Source organism: Actinopolymorpha sp. B9G3, from assembly GCF_040120725.1.
In the GTDB taxonomy this organism is placed as follows: domain Bacteria; phylum Actinomycetota; class Actinomycetes; order Propionibacteriales; family Actinopolymorphaceae; genus Thermasporomyces.
The window spans coordinates 407,065-423,232 of the sequence record NZ_JBEEAB010000001.1 but is presented as its reverse complement, the minus strand read 5'-3'; the positions used below and the strand labels follow the sequence as shown (position 1 = coordinate 423,232).

Annotated in this window: 15 protein-coding genes; 10 read left to right on the top strand and 5 right to left on the bottom strand. The window is 70.1% G+C overall.

The window, feature by feature from the left end; translation table 11 throughout:
* The first annotated feature begins 9 nt into the window (after window positions 1-9).
* Both ABNF93_RS01865 and ABNF93_RS01860 read left to right on the top strand, forming a co-directional pair.
* Complete coding sequence (locus ABNF93_RS01865; protein WP_349325722.1) at window positions 10-1,089, top strand: NUDIX hydrolase; 1,080 nt, start codon at window positions 10-12, stop codon at window positions 1,087-1,089.
* Window positions 1,086-1,904, top strand: coding sequence for an MBL fold metallo-hydrolase (locus ABNF93_RS01860; RefSeq protein WP_349325721.1), 819 nt, complete (start codon window positions 1,086-1,088; stop codon window positions 1,902-1,904). The genes ABNF93_RS01865 and ABNF93_RS01860 overlap by 4 nt, the downstream gene beginning before the upstream one ends.
* A gap of 163 nt (window positions 1,905-2,067) precedes the next feature.
* On the opposite strand, the gene ABNF93_RS01855 is transcribed toward ABNF93_RS01860, so the two are convergent.
* A complete protein-coding gene (locus ABNF93_RS01855) occupies window positions 2,068-2,715 on the bottom strand; it encodes a Crp/Fnr family transcriptional regulator (protein ID WP_502877524.1) in 648 nt (215 codons plus the stop codon).
* Window positions 2,716-3,334: 619 nt separating this feature from the next.
* On the opposite strand from ABNF93_RS01855, the gene nth reads away from it, so the two are divergent.
* The 4 genes from nth to ABNF93_RS01835 all read left to right on the top strand — a co-directional run bounded on the left by nth (window position 3,335) and on the right by ABNF93_RS01835 (window position 6,922).
* Complete coding sequence (gene nth / locus ABNF93_RS01850) at window positions 3,335-4,063, top strand: endonuclease III (protein WP_349325970.1); 729 nt, start codon at window positions 3,335-3,337, stop codon at window positions 4,061-4,063.
* Between the two features lie 125 nt (window positions 4,064-4,188).
* Window positions 4,189-4,896, top strand: coding sequence for a TlpA family protein disulfide reductase (locus ABNF93_RS01845; RefSeq protein WP_349325719.1), 708 nt, complete (start codon window positions 4,189-4,191; stop codon window positions 4,894-4,896).
* Entirely contained in the window at window positions 4,893-5,747 is an 855-nt protein-coding gene (locus ABNF93_RS01840) for an NUDIX hydrolase (protein ID WP_349325718.1), read from the top strand. The genes ABNF93_RS01845 and ABNF93_RS01840 overlap by 4 nt, the downstream gene beginning before the upstream one ends.
* Window positions 5,744-6,922, top strand: a complete 1,179-nt coding sequence (locus ABNF93_RS01835; RefSeq protein WP_349325717.1) for a MarP family serine protease — start codon at window positions 5,744-5,746, stop codon at window positions 6,920-6,922. The genes ABNF93_RS01840 and ABNF93_RS01835 overlap by 4 nt, the downstream gene beginning before the upstream one ends.
* 54 nt (window positions 6,923-6,976) lie before the next feature.
* Here the strand turns inward: ABNF93_RS01835 and ABNF93_RS01830 are convergent, their stop codons facing one another.
* From ABNF93_RS01830 to ABNF93_RS01815, 4 genes are all read right to left on the bottom strand, one after another.
* On the bottom strand, window positions 6,977-7,891 hold the full coding sequence (locus ABNF93_RS01830; RefSeq protein ID WP_349325716.1) for an alpha/beta fold hydrolase: 915 nt from the start codon (window positions 7,889-7,891) through the stop codon (window positions 6,977-6,979).
* 64 nt (window positions 7,892-7,955) lie between these two features.
* On the bottom strand, window positions 7,956-8,930 hold the full coding sequence (locus ABNF93_RS01825) for a phage holin family protein (protein ID WP_349325715.1): 975 nt from the start codon (window positions 8,928-8,930) through the stop codon (window positions 7,956-7,958).
* Complete coding sequence (nhaA, locus tag ABNF93_RS01820) at window positions 8,927-10,180, bottom strand: Na+/H+ antiporter NhaA (RefSeq protein WP_349325714.1); 1,254 nt, start codon at window positions 10,178-10,180, stop codon at window positions 8,927-8,929. Before nhaA ends, ABNF93_RS01825 begins: the two co-directional genes overlap by 4 nt.
* 255 nt (window positions 10,181-10,435) lie before the next feature.
* Window positions 10,436-11,314, bottom strand: coding sequence for a TrmH family RNA methyltransferase (locus ABNF93_RS01815; protein WP_349325713.1), 879 nt, complete (start codon window positions 11,312-11,314; stop codon window positions 10,436-10,438).
* 524 nt (window positions 11,315-11,838) lie between these two features.
* On the opposite strand from ABNF93_RS01815, the gene ABNF93_RS01810 reads away from it, so the two are divergent.
* The 4 genes from ABNF93_RS01810 to ABNF93_RS01795 all read left to right on the top strand — a co-directional run bounded on the left by ABNF93_RS01810 (window position 11,839) and on the right by ABNF93_RS01795 (window position 16,132).
* On the top strand, window positions 11,839-12,774 hold the full coding sequence (locus ABNF93_RS01810; protein ID WP_349325712.1) for a coiled-coil domain-containing protein: 936 nt from the start codon (window positions 11,839-11,841) through the stop codon (window positions 12,772-12,774).
* Window positions 12,775-12,975: 201 nt separating this feature from the next.
* Window positions 12,976-13,644, top strand: coding sequence for an MOSC domain-containing protein (locus ABNF93_RS01805; protein ID WP_349325711.1), 669 nt, complete (start codon window positions 12,976-12,978; stop codon window positions 13,642-13,644).
* A gap of 167 nt (window positions 13,645-13,811) precedes the next feature.
* Window positions 13,812-15,416, top strand: coding sequence for a flavin monoamine oxidase family protein (locus ABNF93_RS01800; protein ID WP_349325710.1), 1,605 nt, complete (start codon window positions 13,812-13,814; stop codon window positions 15,414-15,416).
* The gene (locus ABNF93_RS01795) at window positions 15,413-16,132 is read left to right on the top strand and encodes a Rid family hydrolase (RefSeq protein ID WP_349325709.1); all 720 of its coding nucleotides are present in this window, start codon (window positions 15,413-15,415) and stop codon (window positions 16,130-16,132) included. Before ABNF93_RS01800 ends, ABNF93_RS01795 begins: the two co-directional genes overlap by 4 nt.
* Window positions 16,133-16,168: the final 36 nt, after the last annotated feature.

The window sequence follows — 16,168 nt, the reverse complement described above, 5'->3', positions numbered from 1 at the left end:
GTGCCTTCGATGGGCGGAGACGGCGCCGATCGGCGGGTTCACGCGGTCCCGCCCGCGTTGGTGGAGCGGGCCCGCCGGCTCGCTGCGGGGGAGATGGTTCCCGCGACACCGCGGTACGCCTCGACGGTCGTGCTCCTACGCGACGGTGCAGCGAGCCGTGTGGACGCTGAAGGCAGCCTGGACGCCGGGGGCAGCCTGGACGCCGGGGACCGGAGCGTTGCCGAGGACGGGGGAGAGGGCGGTCCCGGTTCCGCGGGCGCGGACAGTGTCGGCAGTGCCGCCGGCGCGGGTGGGGTGGCTGGCACGCAGCGGTCGCTGGAGGTGTACGTCCTTCGCCGGCGTACGACCATGGCGTTCGCTCCTGGGATGTACGCCTTCCCTGGCGGATCGGTCGATGCGCGCGACGCCGACGAGGAGGTGGCCTGGGCGGGGCCGGACCCCTCGGAGTGGGCACGACTGCTCGGGTTCTCCGACGTACGCCTCGCGCGGGCGTCGGTCTGCGCCGCGGTCAGGGAGACGTTCGAGGAGTCAGGTGTCGTCCTGGCCGGGCCGACGGCTGCAAGCGTGGTCGCGGACGCGACCGGGCCGGACTGGGAGCAGGATCGGGTGGCGTTGCTCGGCCGGGAACTCTCGTTCGGCGCCCTTCTACGCCGCCGTGGCCTGGTCCTTCGGTCCGACCTCCTCGCCGCGTGGGACCACTGGGTGACGCCACGGGTCGAGGAACGCCGGTTCGACACGAGGTTCTTCCTGGCCGCCCTGCCGCCTGGCCAACGCACCCGCGAGATCGCCGACGAGGCCGATCGGCTGACCTGGATCCGGCCAGGCGATGCGCTGGCCGCGGTCGAGCGTGGCGAGATGAACATGCTGCCGCCGACGTACCACACCCTTGCCGCATTGACGAAAGCACGCGATGTCAAGGCAGCCTTGACGATGGCGGCGACGCGCGAGATCCGGCCGATCATGCCCACTGTTGCGCTGGACAGCGCGACGGGCGACAGTGATCACAGTGACGAAAGTGATCACAGTGGCGCCAGCTGGGTGCTTCCCGATCCAGGCGAGACGGACCACAACGAAGGAGTCCTGCGGTGAGCGGGTCAAAGACCTCCGAGTGGGTGGGCGGGCCGGTGGGTGAGCGCGCGGTGTGCGTCGTGGCGAAGAACCCCGGCCCGATGACGCTGGACGGCACCAACAGCTGGGTCCTGCACGAGCCGGGGAGTACGCAGGCGATCGTGGTCGATCCGGGCCCTGACGACGAGCAGCATCTGGTTGCCGTTCTCGACGTCGTACGGGCCCGGGGAGCGCAGGTCGCCGTGGCCCTGCTGACCCACCGGCACGACGACCACTCCGGCGGCATCCGACGGTTCGCCGACCTGGCCCGTTGCCCGGTCCGTGCGTTCGACCCGGCGTACCGCCTGGGCGACGAAGGGTTGGCCGACGGCGACGTCGTGGAGGTTGGCGGCCTGGAGGTTCACGTCGTCGAGACGCCTGGACACACGACCGACTCCGTGTCGCTCACCCTGGCCGCCGAAGCGGCGCTACTGACCGGTGACACGGTGCTCGGCCGAGGAACCGCGGTGGTGGCCCATCCCGATGGCACGCTGGCCCCCTACCTCGCGTCGCTCGAACGCCTACGTACGCTGGCCGCCGCCACCGGTATCCGGCAGATCCTGCCGGGGCACGGCCCGGTCCGCGGTGACGTGGTGGACCTGCTCGACGGCTATCTGACCCATCGGGCCGAACGCCTGGTGCAGGTACGCAAGGCCGTCACCGCCGGGGCTCGCACCCCTCGCGACATCGTCGAACGCGTCTACTCCACCATCGATCCGGTCCTCTGGCCGGCTGCCGAACAGAGCGTTCGGGCGCAGCTCGACTACCTGGCCGAGGCGCACACTCGGGAAGCATGACCGGGTAGGCCTTCGGACAATGACCACGCTGAGCATGCCTGCGTACCCCGGGAAGGTGCCGACCCCTGGCCCGGATACCACAGGCATGCTCAGCGTGGTCATTTGCCGAAGCCCGCGAAGGCCCGCGGCTGGTTGCGAAGCGCTGCGGCGCGGCAGGCGGTGGTCAGCGGGCGCGGTGGGAGAGGCGTTCGACGTCGAGGATGACCACGGCGCGTTGTTCCAGCCGGATCCAGCCCCGGTGGGCGAAGTCGGCCAACGCCTTGTTGACGGTTTCACGCGAGGCGCCGACCAGTTGGGCGAGCTCTTCCTGGGTCAGGTCATGGTGGACATGCAGGACGCCGTCGGAAGATTTGCCGAACCGGCGCGCGAGATCGAGCAGCGCCTTGGCGACCCGCCCCGGCACGTCGGAGAACACCAGGTCGGCCACCTGGTCGGTGAGCCCACGCAGCCGGGACGCCAGCTGCAGCAGGAGTCCCAGGGCGACCTCGGGACGTCCGGACAACCACTGGCGGAGCTGGTCCTGGCCGAGCGCAAGGAGCAGCGAGTCGGTCACCGCCGTCACCGTCGACGACCGCGGGCCAGGGTCGAACAGGGACAACTCGCCGAACATCTGGCCCGGACCGAGCACCGACAGGAGGTTCTCCCGGCCGTCGGAGGACGTCCGGCCCATCTTGACCTTGCCGTCGATCACGACGTACAGCTCGTCGCCGGCATCGCCCTCCCGGAACAGAGCCTCACCGCGCCGCAGGCGTACCTCGTGCATGGTGGCGCGGAGCGCCGATGCCTCGGCGTCGTCGAGGCCGGCGAACATGGGCGCCTGCCGCAGCACGTCGTTCACTCGCGTGATCCTCCTCCAGGCGTGCGGGGTACGAAGTGCCGTACGCCATCTGCGGAATGTCCGCTCGATCATGCCCGACCACGTGCGGGTCAGCGCATCCCGGCCGGCAGACGGGACGACCGGTACGGACACGCTGGCGGATCTGGTCACCCGGCGCAGCGGCCCCGAACCTGACGGTGGGACCGATCAACCGTGTGATCGGCGCATGATCTCCAGGACACTCCCTAGTCTGCCGCGCCGGGCGACATCGGCGGTAGTGCCGCCACGTAGGCTGTTCCGGGTGACTCCTCCCAGTCCGCCTTCGGGTCGCGCGAGTGGCCGGTCCGCCGAGGTTTCCGCAACCGCAACCACCACTGGCCCGAGCGCTGCCAGCAAGTCGACGCGAACCTCGCCAGGACGTACGAATCCCACCGCCAGGGCGACCACGAAGTTGACGGCCGACGCGGCCAGGGACCCTGCGGCCAGGGCGACCACGAAGCGGTCCGCCAACGAGTCCGCAGCGAAAGCGAGCGGGAAGTCCGCAGCGAAGGCGAGCGGGAAGTCCGCGGCGAAGGCGAGCGGGAAGACGGCCGAGAAGTCGGCGGCGAAGTCCATCGCCAAGACCGCGAAGAAACCGGAGAGTCGGCTCGCGCTCGTCCGCCGGGCGCGCCGGATCAACAAGGTCCTCGCCGAGACCTATCCCGACGCACACTGCGAGCTCGACTTCGTCAATGCGTACCAACTTCTCGTCGCCACCATCCTGTCCGCCCAGACCACGGACAAGCGGGTCAACATGGTGACGCCCGAACTCTTCGCGAAGTACGCCGAGCCTGCCGATCTCGCGGCAGCCGACCCCGCCGACGTCGAGCGGATCATCGCCTCGACCGGTTTCTTCCGCGCGAAGACGAAGTCGATCATCGGGATGGCCAAGGCGCTGTGTGAACGGTTCAGCTGTGAGGTCCCGGCCAAGCTCGCGGACCTCGTCACGTTGCCCGGTGTCGGCCGTAAGACCGCGAATGTCGTTCTGGGCAACGCGTTCGACGTCCCCGGCATCACCGTCGACACCCACTTCCAGCGACTGACGCGACGGTTCGGATGGACCACGCAGACCGACCCCGTGAAGATCGAGACCGAGGTCGCGTCGCTTATCCCGAAGAAGGAGTGGACGGTCCTGTCCCATCGGCTGATCTGGCACGGTCGGCGGATCTGTCACTCGCGCCGTCCCGCGTGTGGCGCGTGCCCGGTGGCGCCGTTGTGCCCGTCGTACGGCGAAGGGCCCACCGACCCCAAGGTCGCGGCGAAGCTGGTCCGCACTCCCGCGGAGGCCCTGGACAGTCGATGAGTGGCCAGGTCGGCGGACGATCCATGATCATGAAGGAAAATCGGTCAATACGCCGACAGATCCTTCCTGATCACGATCATGATCACGGGACGGCGAGGGAGCGGGGTCGAGCTCGACGGGCAGTGGTGCCCGCTCGGGCTTCTGCCCTGATCGCGGTCGCGCTGGTGGCCGTCCTGTTGCTGGCGGCCGGCTGCGCGGGCGCGGACGTGGGCGGAGTGGGTGACCGGACCGCCCCGGAAGACAGGTCGGGACGCTCGTCGGACCCGGCCACCCGCCAGTCACTCGATTCTCCCGACGTGGTGGCACTGCGTACCGATGCCGGCCTCGCGTCGTGTGACGAGCTCACCTCGGCCAAGGCCGACACTCCCCGCGCTGGGCCCAAGGACTCGTCCCGGGCGCCGCTCCCCGACCTCACCCTGCCCTGCCTCGGGCCCGGCGGTGACGTCCCGCTGGCGGGGATCACCGGCCGGCCGACCGTGATCAACGTCTGGGCGCAGTGGTGTGGACCGTGCCGGGAGGAGTCTCCGCACTTCCAGACGTTGTACGAACATGCGGATGGACAGCTGACCGTCATGGGCGTCGACTACGACGACCCGCAGCCGGCGCGGGCCCTGGCGTTCGTGGACCAACTCGGGCTTCGCTACCCACAGGCGGCCGATCCCGACAAACGGCTCAGAGCGCCGTTCGGGTTGTTCGCCGGGCTGCCGGCGACCGTCTTCGTCGACGCGGACGGGCGGATCGTGCACGTCGCCCATCGAGCGTACGAATCCGAGCGGTCACTCGCCCGCGACGTTCGTACCCACCTGGGGGTGGAGCTGGAGATGGAGCGGTGAGGTCGCTGCCGGACGACGCCGAACGACCCGGCCGCGCCGACGGCACGGACGAGGACAGTCCGGGTGCCAGACGCTCCGCCGCCAGCACAGACGGGTTGCCGGCCTGGCTGCGGCCGGTCGCGGACGTCGCGGCCCGGGTCACCCCGGCCGACTTCCGAGGTGCCCTCCCTCCGGACGGTGGCGGGCGTTCCTCCGCCGTCCTGCTGCTCTTCGGCGAGGACGCCGACGGTCGCCCCGAGATCCTGCTGATCGAACGCGCGCACACCCTGCGGTCACACGCCGGACAGCCGGCCTTTCCAGGCGGCGCGATCGACCCCGACGACGATGGCCCCGTCGCCGCGGCGCTCCGCGAAACGGTGGAAGAGACCGGGCTCGACCCCCTGGGCGTCGAGGTGTTCGGTACCCTGCCGGCGCTCTATCTCCCGCCCTCCGGCTATGTCGTCACCCCGGTACTCGGCTGGTGGCATACCCCCTCGCCGGTGCGGGTGGTCGACCCGGAGGAGGTCGCGTCCGTGCACCGAGTCCCACTGGACTCCCTGCTCTCCGCCGCCAATCGGCTGCGGGTCCGGCACCCGTCGGGTTTCGTCGGACCCGCGTTCGCCGTCGCCGGGCTGGTGGTGTGGGGATTCACCGGCGGTGTCCTCGACCGGCTGATCACGCTGGCCGGCTGGGAACGCCCCTGGGACCGGAACCGGGTCGAGGACCTGCCCGTACACCTGGTGAACCTTTCCCGCGCAGGCGTACGAGCAGATGCACAGCGAAACCCCAGGGCAGACACACATTCAGCGGGTACGAATGAACCGCAGGCGCCTCAGGCGAGCACCGGACGAGAGCAAGGGGAAACGTCGTGAACCTCTTCGACGTCGTACTGATCCTGGTGGCGATCGGCTATGCCGTCTCCGGGTTCCGGCAGGGCTTCCTCGTCGGTGGGCTCGGCGTCGCGGGGCTCATCGGCGGTGGCGTGCTCGGCGTGAAAATCGCACCCGTGGTGCTGGCGCAGTACCCCCCGAGCGTCAAGGTGTCGCTCGCCGCCCTGGGCATCGTGCTCGGTGGGGCACTGCTCGGCCAGGCACTGGGCGCGGCCCTGGGCGCGGCGATGCGCGACCGGGTCACGTGGCGACCCGCGCACATGGTCGACTCCACCGGCGGTGCCGTCCTCAGCGTCCTCGCGATGCTGCTGGTGGCGTGGATTCTCGGCTCCGCCGTGGCGGGTGCGCAGTTCGGTGACGTGTCGCGGGTCGTGCGTACGTCCAAGGTGCTGGCCACGGTCGACCAGTTCATGCCACAGGGTGCCGAGGGTGTCCTGCTGGCCTTCAGCCGGGTCGTCGACCCGAGCCTCTTCCCGCGGTATCTCGAACCGTTCGCGCCGGAGCAGATCGCGCCGGCGCGCCCGCCGACGGCCGCGATTCTGCGTGACGCAGACGTCGAACGTGCTGCCGCGAGCGTCGTACGCGTGACGGGGTTGGCACCCAGCTGCTCGCGGTCGCTGGAGGGTTCGGGGTTCGTGTACGGCGCGGCCCGGGTGATGACCAACGCGCACGTCGTCGCCGGGGTGACCGAGCCGAAGGTGCAGACGGCCGAGGGGGATACCTACGATGCCGAGGTCGTGCTCTACGACCCCGACCGCGACGTCGCCGTCCTCGAGGTGCCCGACCTGCCGCTGCGCCCACTGCAACTGGACGACACCGCCGACGCCGGGGACCAGGGGGCCGTGCTTGGCTATCCGGAGAACGGACCGTTCTCGGCCGCTCCGGCCAGGGTGCGTGCCGAGCAGCGCCTGCAGGGTCCGGACATCTACGGCGGCCGTGAAGTCGTCCGTAACGTCTTCTCCCTCTACGCCGAGGTACGCCCCGGCAACTCCGGCGGTCCGCTGGTCTCGCCCGAGGGTACGGTGACCGGCGTCATCTTCGCCGCCTCCGTCGAGGACAACCAGACCGGTTACGCCCTGACCATCGAAGAGGTCATGAGTGACGCTCGGGCCGGTAGGCAGGCCGACGCCCCGGTCTCCACGGGTGGCTGCGCCTGATCCCGCGCGTCCGCGCCGATTGCATGAGGGGCGCCCTGCGCCAGTCGGCGATGCTCAGACGTCGTCCAGCCAGGCGACCAGTTCCTTGGTGAAGGCGTCCGGCGCTTCCTCGTGGGGGAAGTGTCCGACGCCGTCGAGGAGCCGCCAGCGGTAGGGCCCGGCGACGTACTCCGCGGAACCTTCGGCGGTCGCGGGGAGCACCGACGGGTCCAGCATTCCGTGTAGCTGCAGCACCCGCTGGCGTACCGGCTGGCGCATCCGGGCGACGAAGCGCCGCCCGTCGGTACGGAACGCGGCCCGGACGAGCCACCGGTAGTACTCCAGTGCACAGTGCGGAGCCGGCCACAGCTGCATGGCCTGGCGGTAGCGCCGGGCGGTCTCCGCATCGGGAAACACCGACCCGGGCGCGGCCCACCGGCGCAGCAGGGTCTCGACCAGGGCGGCGTCATCCGCGACCAGCCGGCGTTCGGGAATGATCGGCGACTGGAACGACACCACGTGCCCCGCGGCACGCAACTGTCGCCCGCCACGGAACGCAGCGGTACGCAGCCGCAGCGGATGCGGCGCCGAGGCAACGGCCAGGCGACTCACCTGGCGAGGGTGCAGCGCGGCCGTCGCCCACGCGACGTACCCGCCCCAGCCGTGTCCGACGAGCACGGCATCGGAATGGCCCAGTGAACGCACCAACCCGGCGACGTCGCCCGCCAGCGTCACCGGGTCGTAGCCACGCGGCGTCTTGTCGCTCCCGCCGTACCCCCGAAGATCCATGGCGACAGCGCGGAAGCCGAGCTCCGACAGTACAGGCAGCTGATGCCGCCAGGCCCACCAGAACTCCGGAAACCCGTGCAGGAACAGAACGAGAGGACCGTCGCCGGCGTCGGCCACATGGAACCGGGCGCCGTTCGCTGCGACCCATCGATGGCTCCACGGGCCGTCGATGTCGACGATCCCGCCAGACTTGGCGGTCATGAGACCCACTGTCCCATAGCGGACAGCACCGCGCGGCTGTTCTCAGACTGGCCCGTGACGGGACTCACTCCGACCGATCTCCGCCTGTGTTGCCGCGGCCGACCATGCCTTTCGCTTCTTCGATCGAGTGGAGGGTGCGCTCAGGTCCTTTTGCCTTACGTACGCTGCGGAGACCGACGAAGGCGATGATTCCCGCCACCAGCAGGTAGACGACCCCGACGATCACGAAGGCCACCGCGGGATGGAAACCGGCGGCGACGAGACCGTAGCCGGCCGCGATCGAGAGCATGAGGAAAGCGACGTACGCAAGGAACCCGGCAGCGCCGAAGAGCCCGGCTCCCTTGGTGGCGGCCCGTGCGCTTTCGCTGAGTTCGGCCTTCGCCAGCGCGATCTCACCGCGTACGAGAGCCGAGAGGTCACGGCTCGCACTCGCGACGAGCTGACCGAGGCTCCGCGCGTCGTCATCCGCCATCGCTCCATCATGCTCCGGAACGGCGCCCAATGGCTGGGTCTCCTGGCGTTCTCGGTCGCGCGCGGAGGCCTGGTCGGACCCGATCGCCTGATCCGGTACGGACGCCTGGTCATATGCGGGGGCCTGGTCATATGCGGGGGCCTGGTCGATGGGAGCGCCTGCCTGTTCGCCCACGGTGGGCTGTTCGCCCACGGCGGGCTGGCCGGGCACGGACGGTCGAGCGGGCGCGGACGGCTGCTCGGGCACGGACGGCTGCTCGGGGATGGCGGCGCGGCTCGCCTGCCCAGTCGGGTTGCCACGCTCAGCTGGCGTCTCGTCCTGCCCCGACATGATCACTCCTTCCGGCATCGTCCCCGCCGCGTCTCGTCCAACCTGCCGTGCCGTGTCTCGTACGACCTGCCGTGCCGTGTCTCGTACGACCTGCCGTGCCGTGTCTCGTACGACCTGCCGCGTCTCGTACGAGCGGGAGACGGGGCGGTCACCCAGAAACCGGCAGGCTGACGCCTCATCCCCGTTCGTACCCACCGCGTCCTGGCCATGCACCCACCGGGCGGTCAGGTTGGTCATCCGGCCGGTGCGTCTCCGGAGGAACTGGAGGTGTCGGCGGCCTGAGACGTCCGTTGCCGGAATCGCAACAAGGCCGCCGCCGCGAGGGCAGCGATCAACGAGGCGAGCAGGACCGCGGCCTTGATCCGCGCCAGTCGAGCCGGCTCGTCCCCGAACGCCAGATCGCTGATCAGCAGGCAGACGGTGAACCCGATGCCGGAGAGGATCCCGACCGCGACGATGTCGCGCCAGGTCAGGTCCGGGCTGAGGTCGGCATGGGTGAGTCGGGCCGTGAGCCAGGCTCCGCCGAAGACACCGACGCACTTCCCGACCACCAGGCCGACGATGACACCCAGTGCGGCCGCGTCGGTGCTCATCGCACCGAGCGCACTCGCCGTCACCGGCACCCCGGCTGCCGCCAGCGCGAACACCGGAACGGCCACACCAGCCGACAGCGGCCGGAGCCGGTGTTCGAGGCGTTCGGCTGGTGAGGACTTCTCCTCCGGGTCGGGTCGCACCCGGGTCAGGAGCCCCATCGCGACGCCCGCAACGGTCGCGTGGATCCCGCTCTGGTAGGTCAACCACCACACGGCGAGGGCGAGCGGTACGTAGACGAGCGGGGTCCGCACCCGGCGATGTTGGAGAACGGCGTAGCCGCCCAACAGCACCACCGCCAGCGCCAGCGCGGCGAGGTCGAGCGACTCGGTGAAGAACACCGCGATGACGGTGATCGCGCCCAGGTCGTCCACCACCGCAAGCGTCAACAGGAACGCCCGCAGAGCGGGCGGCAGCGCAGAGCCCGCGACCGCGAGGACGGCAAGGGCGAACGCGATGTCGGTCGCCATGGGTACCGCCCAGCCGACTGTCGCCTCGACATCACCCATGCCGAGGACCAGACCGACGTACAGCAGGGCGGGTACGACCATGCCGGCGACTGCGGCGACGAGGGGCACCAGCGCCCGGGAGAGGTGACGCAGCGAGCCGGTGACGAGCTCGCGTTTCAGCTCGAGCCCGGCGACGTAGAAGAAGATCGTGAGCAGCCCGTCGGCCGCCCAACCCTCCAGCGTCAGGGGGCCGACCGAGAAGTGCCGGGCCCGCTCGTAGGTGTCGTGCCAGGGCGAGTTCGCCCACACGAGCGCGATGACCGCGGCGGCGAGCAGGAGGGCGCCCCCGACGGTCTCCTGCCGCAGCGCGTCGAGGAGGAACGGTCGCTCCTCCCGCTGGGGCGCGGCGAACAGGAAGGGACGGCGTGGCCGGGGTCGGCGTGGCATGGGGATGTCCTCGTGGGCGGCGGAGCGGATGTGGTCAGGGGAGTCGTGACTGCGTCGCCGACCAGGCTTCACGGCGCACCAGGTCCAGGTTACTGATGCACATTCCGCGTCGGATATCGAAGCGGAACACCCGGTTCTCGCCCGAGGGGACCGTTCGCTCGGGGGGATCGATCGCTCGGGAAGACTGCTCGCGCGGCAGGACTGCTCGTTCGACGACCGATCGCTCGTGGGAACCGATCGCTCGAGAGAACGCCGTCACGCCCGCGCCGCTGACCGGCGCTGGCGCCGTGCCTCGTAGCACAGGATCCCTGCCGCGACCGAGGCGTTGAGGGAACTCGCCGCGCCGGCGATGGGGATGCGCGCGACCACATCGCAGGACTCCCGCCACGCCGCACTCATCCCGCGCAGTTCGTTGCCGACGACCAGCAGGCGAGCCCCGGTGAGGTCGGCCGCATCGACGTCGACCTCACCCGACTCGTCCGTCCCCACCACCTGGAGGTCGACACCTCTCGTCGAACGGAGTTCGGCGACCCAGGCCAGCACGTCGCGAGGCGAGCCCTGGCGTACCACCGGCAGGGCGAACAGTGAGCCGGTGCTCGCCCGCACCGCCCGCGGGTCGTACACGTCGGCCGCGTGTCCGGTGACGATCACCCCGCACGCACCGAACGCGTCGGCCGAGCGGACGAGGGTCCCGATGTTGCCCGGGTTGGCCGGCCGGTCGAACAGCAGCACGAGACCGTCCGGTGGTACGACGATGCGGTCCAACCGGTCCAGTGGCATCTCGGCGACCGCGATCAGTTCGGGCGCGCCGTCGGCCTTGTCGCCGAGCTCGGCCAGGAGCGGAGGGGCGACGTCGACGACCTGGGCGGCGTGCTGCCCGCCCGTCGCCCGCGCGATCAGGTCCGTCGCCCACGCCGACAGGGGAGTGTCGGTGGGGCGGAGGAGTGCCCGGAGCGGCCAGCCGTGGTCGACGGCCAAGGTGATCGGTCGTACGCCGTGGACGAGGAACTCGCCGGCCTGGTGCCGCTTCGTACGGTTGTCCAGCAGCGCCTGCCACTGCTGGAACCGCGCGTTGCGCGTGCCGATCCGGCGCTCCCTCGCGGGGGAGCTCGACCTTCCTGCCTTGCGTGACACGGTTCCCGATGCTGGCACACGTCGCCCCCGGTGCGCCGAGCGGGAGTGACTCGTCAGAGATCTTCACAGACTGGGCCATATCGACCGAAACCGGCAAAGTAGGTGTGTCGGCCGGCTGCCGGCGATCGCGCACCGCGGCTGTTTCCACTGATGACGTCCAGGTGAATTCCTCCACCGTCGTACGGACGAACCCCCTCCATCACGGTCGTGAAGCCCGTTCGCAGCGTGCTCGTAACCCGCTCCATGGGATGCATCCGCCCCCTGGTGGGTCCATGGCTTGGGTGGCTAAGATCGCACGCACGCCGCCGCGGCCCACGTCGGGCAACCCGCGAGCAGGCGTGTCAGATGCTCGCAACCATAGGAGTTGGTGGTGTTGCACTCACGGTCATTCGCGAGAGTGCTGACCAACCCACCTGGTGACGCGAAGGCCGGTGCCGCACACGATCGTGTGACGGCTTCGATGTCATTCGTCCGCGAGTAGCTGTGTCCCATTGTCGCCGCCGCACCATAGAGGACGAGAGCACATGAGTGACACAACCACCGGCGCCTTCCGATTGGTGCGTCGGGGCTATGAGCCATCCCAGGTCGACCACCGCATCAGGCATCTCAACGAGGCTGTGGACGCCTCCCGCCGTCAGTCGGTTGAGCTGGCCAGGCGGGTGGAGGAACTGGAAGCCAAGGCGTCCAGCCGAAGCGACGACTCGAAGGGGTCGGAGCCGTCGTTCGCCGAGTTCGGCGAGCGGATCGGCCGCATCCTCGCACTGGCCGAGGAGGAGGCAGCCGACCTGCGTTCGGTTGCGGCCGCCCAGGCCGACGAGGTACGCCAGGAAGCCCAGCAGGCCGCCATCGAGATCCGCAAGGAAGCAGAGCGTTACGCGGGCGAGAAGCGCAAGGAAGCCACCGGCGAGGCCGAGGAGATCGTCGGCGAGGCCAGGGACCGGGCGGGCGAGATCGTCGACGCCGCCGAGCACGACGCGGTGGCGCGCCGCGAGGAGGGCGAGGCCGTCTTCGAGCAGCAGCGGGCGAAGGCCGCCCAGGCCGCCGCCGACCTGGAGAAGACCCTGGCGCAGCGCCGGGAGCGTGCCGAGCAGGACCTCGTCGAGCGCACAGCAGCCGCCGAGCAGCACCTGGCCGCGGTGCTCGAACGCTCCGAGCAGACCCACGCCGAAGCCGAGCGTACGCACGCCGAGGCGATGCAGAAGGCCGAGCGCGCCGTCGACGACGCCCAGCGCAAGGCGCACGAGATCGTGTCCGAGGCAAAGACCCGGGCCGACCGGATCCGCAGCGAGTCCGACCGCGAGCTCAAGGCGCTCACCCAGCGGCGCGACAGCATCAACGCGCAGCTGTCCAACGTGCGCCAGATGCTCGCCACGCTGTCCGGCACGGACCCGTCGGCCCTGCTCGGTGCCGCCGGCGCCGGACTGGGTGGTGACCAGCAGCCGGTCAAGAAGGGTTCCTGACCCCGCCCGAGCGCGGGTGTCGGGCATAGTCTCGGGCAACTGAGCGTTGCCCTCGTGTGGGCTCCGGTTCGCCGACCCGCACGAGAACGGTGTGCGGCCGGGGGTACCTGCCAGGACGATCCGTCCGAACCAGGTGCCTCCGGCCCGTTGTTTGTTGCCAACGGCCAGGCGTCGGTTGGCCCGAGACCTGTCGAGGTGGACATGGCGTACCTGCTGTCGGTCAATGTCGGGAAGTCGCGTCCCAACCCACACAAGGACGTCGGCGTCACCGGCATCGACAAGCGGCCCAGCGACCAGCCGGTCGAGGTGCGCGCGCCGGGGCCGAAGGGCGGCGGGCTCGGCAGCGGGCTCGTCGGTGACTTCATCGCCGACCGGAAGAATCACGGCGGCGACGACCAGGCGGTCTATGCCTACGCCCGGGAGGACCTTGACGCCTGGGCGGCGGAGCTGGGGCGGCCGCTCTCCAACGGTTCGTTCGGCGAGAACCTCACCACCACCGGGCTGGACGTCACCGGCGCCCGGATCGGCGAGCGGTGGCAGGTGGGCTCCGAAGTCGTGCTGGAGGTGGCGGTCCCGCGGATCCCGTGCGCGACGTTCGTCGGCTGGCTGGGGGAGCGCGGGTGGATCAAGACCTTCACCCAGCGCGCGATTCCTGGTGCCTATCTCCGGGTGGTCTCGCCGGGTCGTGTCGGACCGGGTGACGAGGTGGCCGTGGTCGAACGACCCTCGCACGACGTCACCATCGGCCTGGTCTTCAGGGCGTTGACCCTCGAGTCGGAGTTGCTGGCGAAGCTGCTGGTGGCGGAGGCACTTCCGGAGGATGTCCGGGACCGCGCCCGCCGCCGGTTGCCGTTCGCTCTCGACGACTGACGCGCATCGCTTGTGCGAGCGGTGCCCCAGCGGCGCGCCGCTCCACGCCGCGTCGTACACGGCCGAGAGGCCGTGAGCATTTCACAACCGTCGCGGAACGGTTGTGATATTTGTGCGCAACACCCGCCCTCCACGGTTGATGCCGTCGTCAATCGTTGGAGGGGTGGATGAAAACAGGCGGGACGCGACGCGACTTCCTGAAGGCCGTCGGTGTGGCTGGGGGAGCAGGCGTTCTGTACGAAACGATGGGCGCGCTCGGTCTGGCGCCCACGCCGGCACAGGCGGCGGTTCAGGACTTCGCACCTCCGCGTGCGGCAGACCTCAAGGTCAGCGGCCGAGGCGCACCGAAGGTCCTGGTCCTTGGGGCCGGCATCGCCGGTCTCACGACGGCGTACGAACTCGGCAAGGCTGGCTACGCCTGTCGGGTCCTGGAAGCCAAGGGTCGCCCGGGTGGTCGCAACTGGACGGTGCGTGGTGGCACCGAGTTGCGCGATCTCGACGGGCAGGTGCAGCGGGCCAGCTTCTCCAAAGGCGAGTACATGAACGCCGGCCCGGCGAGGATCGCGCAGTCGATGGTGACGCTGGACTACTGCCGCGAACTCGGAGTCGCCCTGGAGCCGTTCGTCAACCAGAACGCGGATGCGTACATCCACCACGACAACGCGGGCGCGCTCAGTGGGAAGTCGACCCGCTGGCGGACCGCGAAGGCGGACGTGTACGGCTACGTCTCGGAGCTTCTCGCCAAGGCCACCGACCGCGGTGCGCTCGACGCCGAGCTGAGTTCGCAGGACAAGGAGCGGGTGCTTGCCTTCCTGCGGGACTTCGGTGCGATCGGCGGCAAGGACCAGAACTTCGCCTACACAGGGACAAGCCGGCGCGGCTACACCGTCGAGCCGGGCGCGGGTGACGAGGCGGGCGCCGTTCTCGGTCCTCCGCCGTCGATGACGGACGTGTTCGCGAGCCTGTACGGCAGGAGGTTCTCGTTCGAGTTCGGCTACGACCAGGCGATGATGATGCTGCAGCCAGTGGGCGGCATGGACCGGATCGCGTACGCACTGGCCGAGGCGGTCGGCAGCGAGCGGATCTCCTACCGCTGCGAGGTGAAGCGCATCACCGACCTCGCCGAGGGTGTCGAGGTGACCTACACCGATGCGGGCGGGCGGGAACGCGTCGAGCGGGCGGACTACTGCGTGGCGACACTCCAGCCGATGGTCTTGGCGAAGATCCCGCACAACCTGGGCGCCGATGTCAAGGCGGCCTTGACATATCCCGTCGCGAGCCCGGTCGGCAAGATGGGTCTGGAGTACACCAGCCGGTGGTGGGAGGAGCGCGACCGCATCTACGGCGGGATCACGCCGACGGACCTCGACGTCGCCCAGATCTGGTACCCGTCGTACGGCTTCCACAGCAAGCGCGGGACCCTCATCGGCTACTACCACTTCGGTGCCAACGCGACGGCGTACGGCCAGCTCACGCCGGCGCAACGCGTCGAGCGCGCGGTCGCTGCCGGAGTGAAGATCCACGGTGAGGTCTATCGCTCGAAGCTGGCCTCGACCTTCTCGGTGGCCTGGCACCGCACACCGCACATCGAGGGCGGGTGGGTGTCGTGGCCGTCCCGCACCAGTGGGGAGTACGCCCTGCTCAACAAGCCGGCTGGACACGTCTACTTCGCCGGCGACTGGCTGAGCTACTTCATCGCCTGGCAGTCGGGCGCTTTCGACTCCGCGCGCAAGGTCGTGACCGAGCTGCACGAGAGGGTGATGGCGGCATGAGGCGAGGAGACGAACGCGACTGGCTCTCGGCGGGTGGAACCGTCCGCCGGGCCGCCCGGATGCGGCGGGCGGCCGGGATGCGGCGGGTGCTGGCGGCTGCATGCGTCGGGGTGGCGGTGCTCGGGACGGCGACAGCGGCTTCCGCCGGCGGTGTGATGCCGCGGCCGAAGGAGGTCCGCGTCATGCTGCCGCCGGACAACTCCAACCCCGCGATCGCGAACGGCGTCGCCACCGGTTCGGAGGTGGCGCTCTACACCTCCAGCGGGCTGGGCCCCGCGCAGGCGAATCCTTCGGCGCCTGCCGGATCGCCGGAGCGGTGTACGGATCCGTCGCTGTTTCCAGGCGGCACCTGGCCCGAGGGCGTCACTGTGACCGAGGCGCAGGCGCTCAGTGTCCTGTCGCGCATCACCGAGAACCTCGCCGCGGCCGGACTGACGGTCGACGACGTGATCACGATGAAGGCGTACCTCATGCGACCGGCGGGCGCCTCGGCGGCCGACTATGCGGGCTGGAACCGGGCGTACCGACAGTTCTTCGCCAACATCGACCTGGCGACCGGGCAGGTCGTTCCTGTCCCGTTCGGCACCGGCGAACCTGGACCACCGCTCGTTGCCACGAAGGCGCGTCCGGCGCGGGCGACGACCGAGGTGGCCGGCCTCGCCGTGGGCTGCTGGCTGGTCGAGGTCGAGGTGATGGCGGCCTATCGGTCCCGGTGACGTGTCCCCGGCCGGGCCACGCCTTGTGGCCCGGCC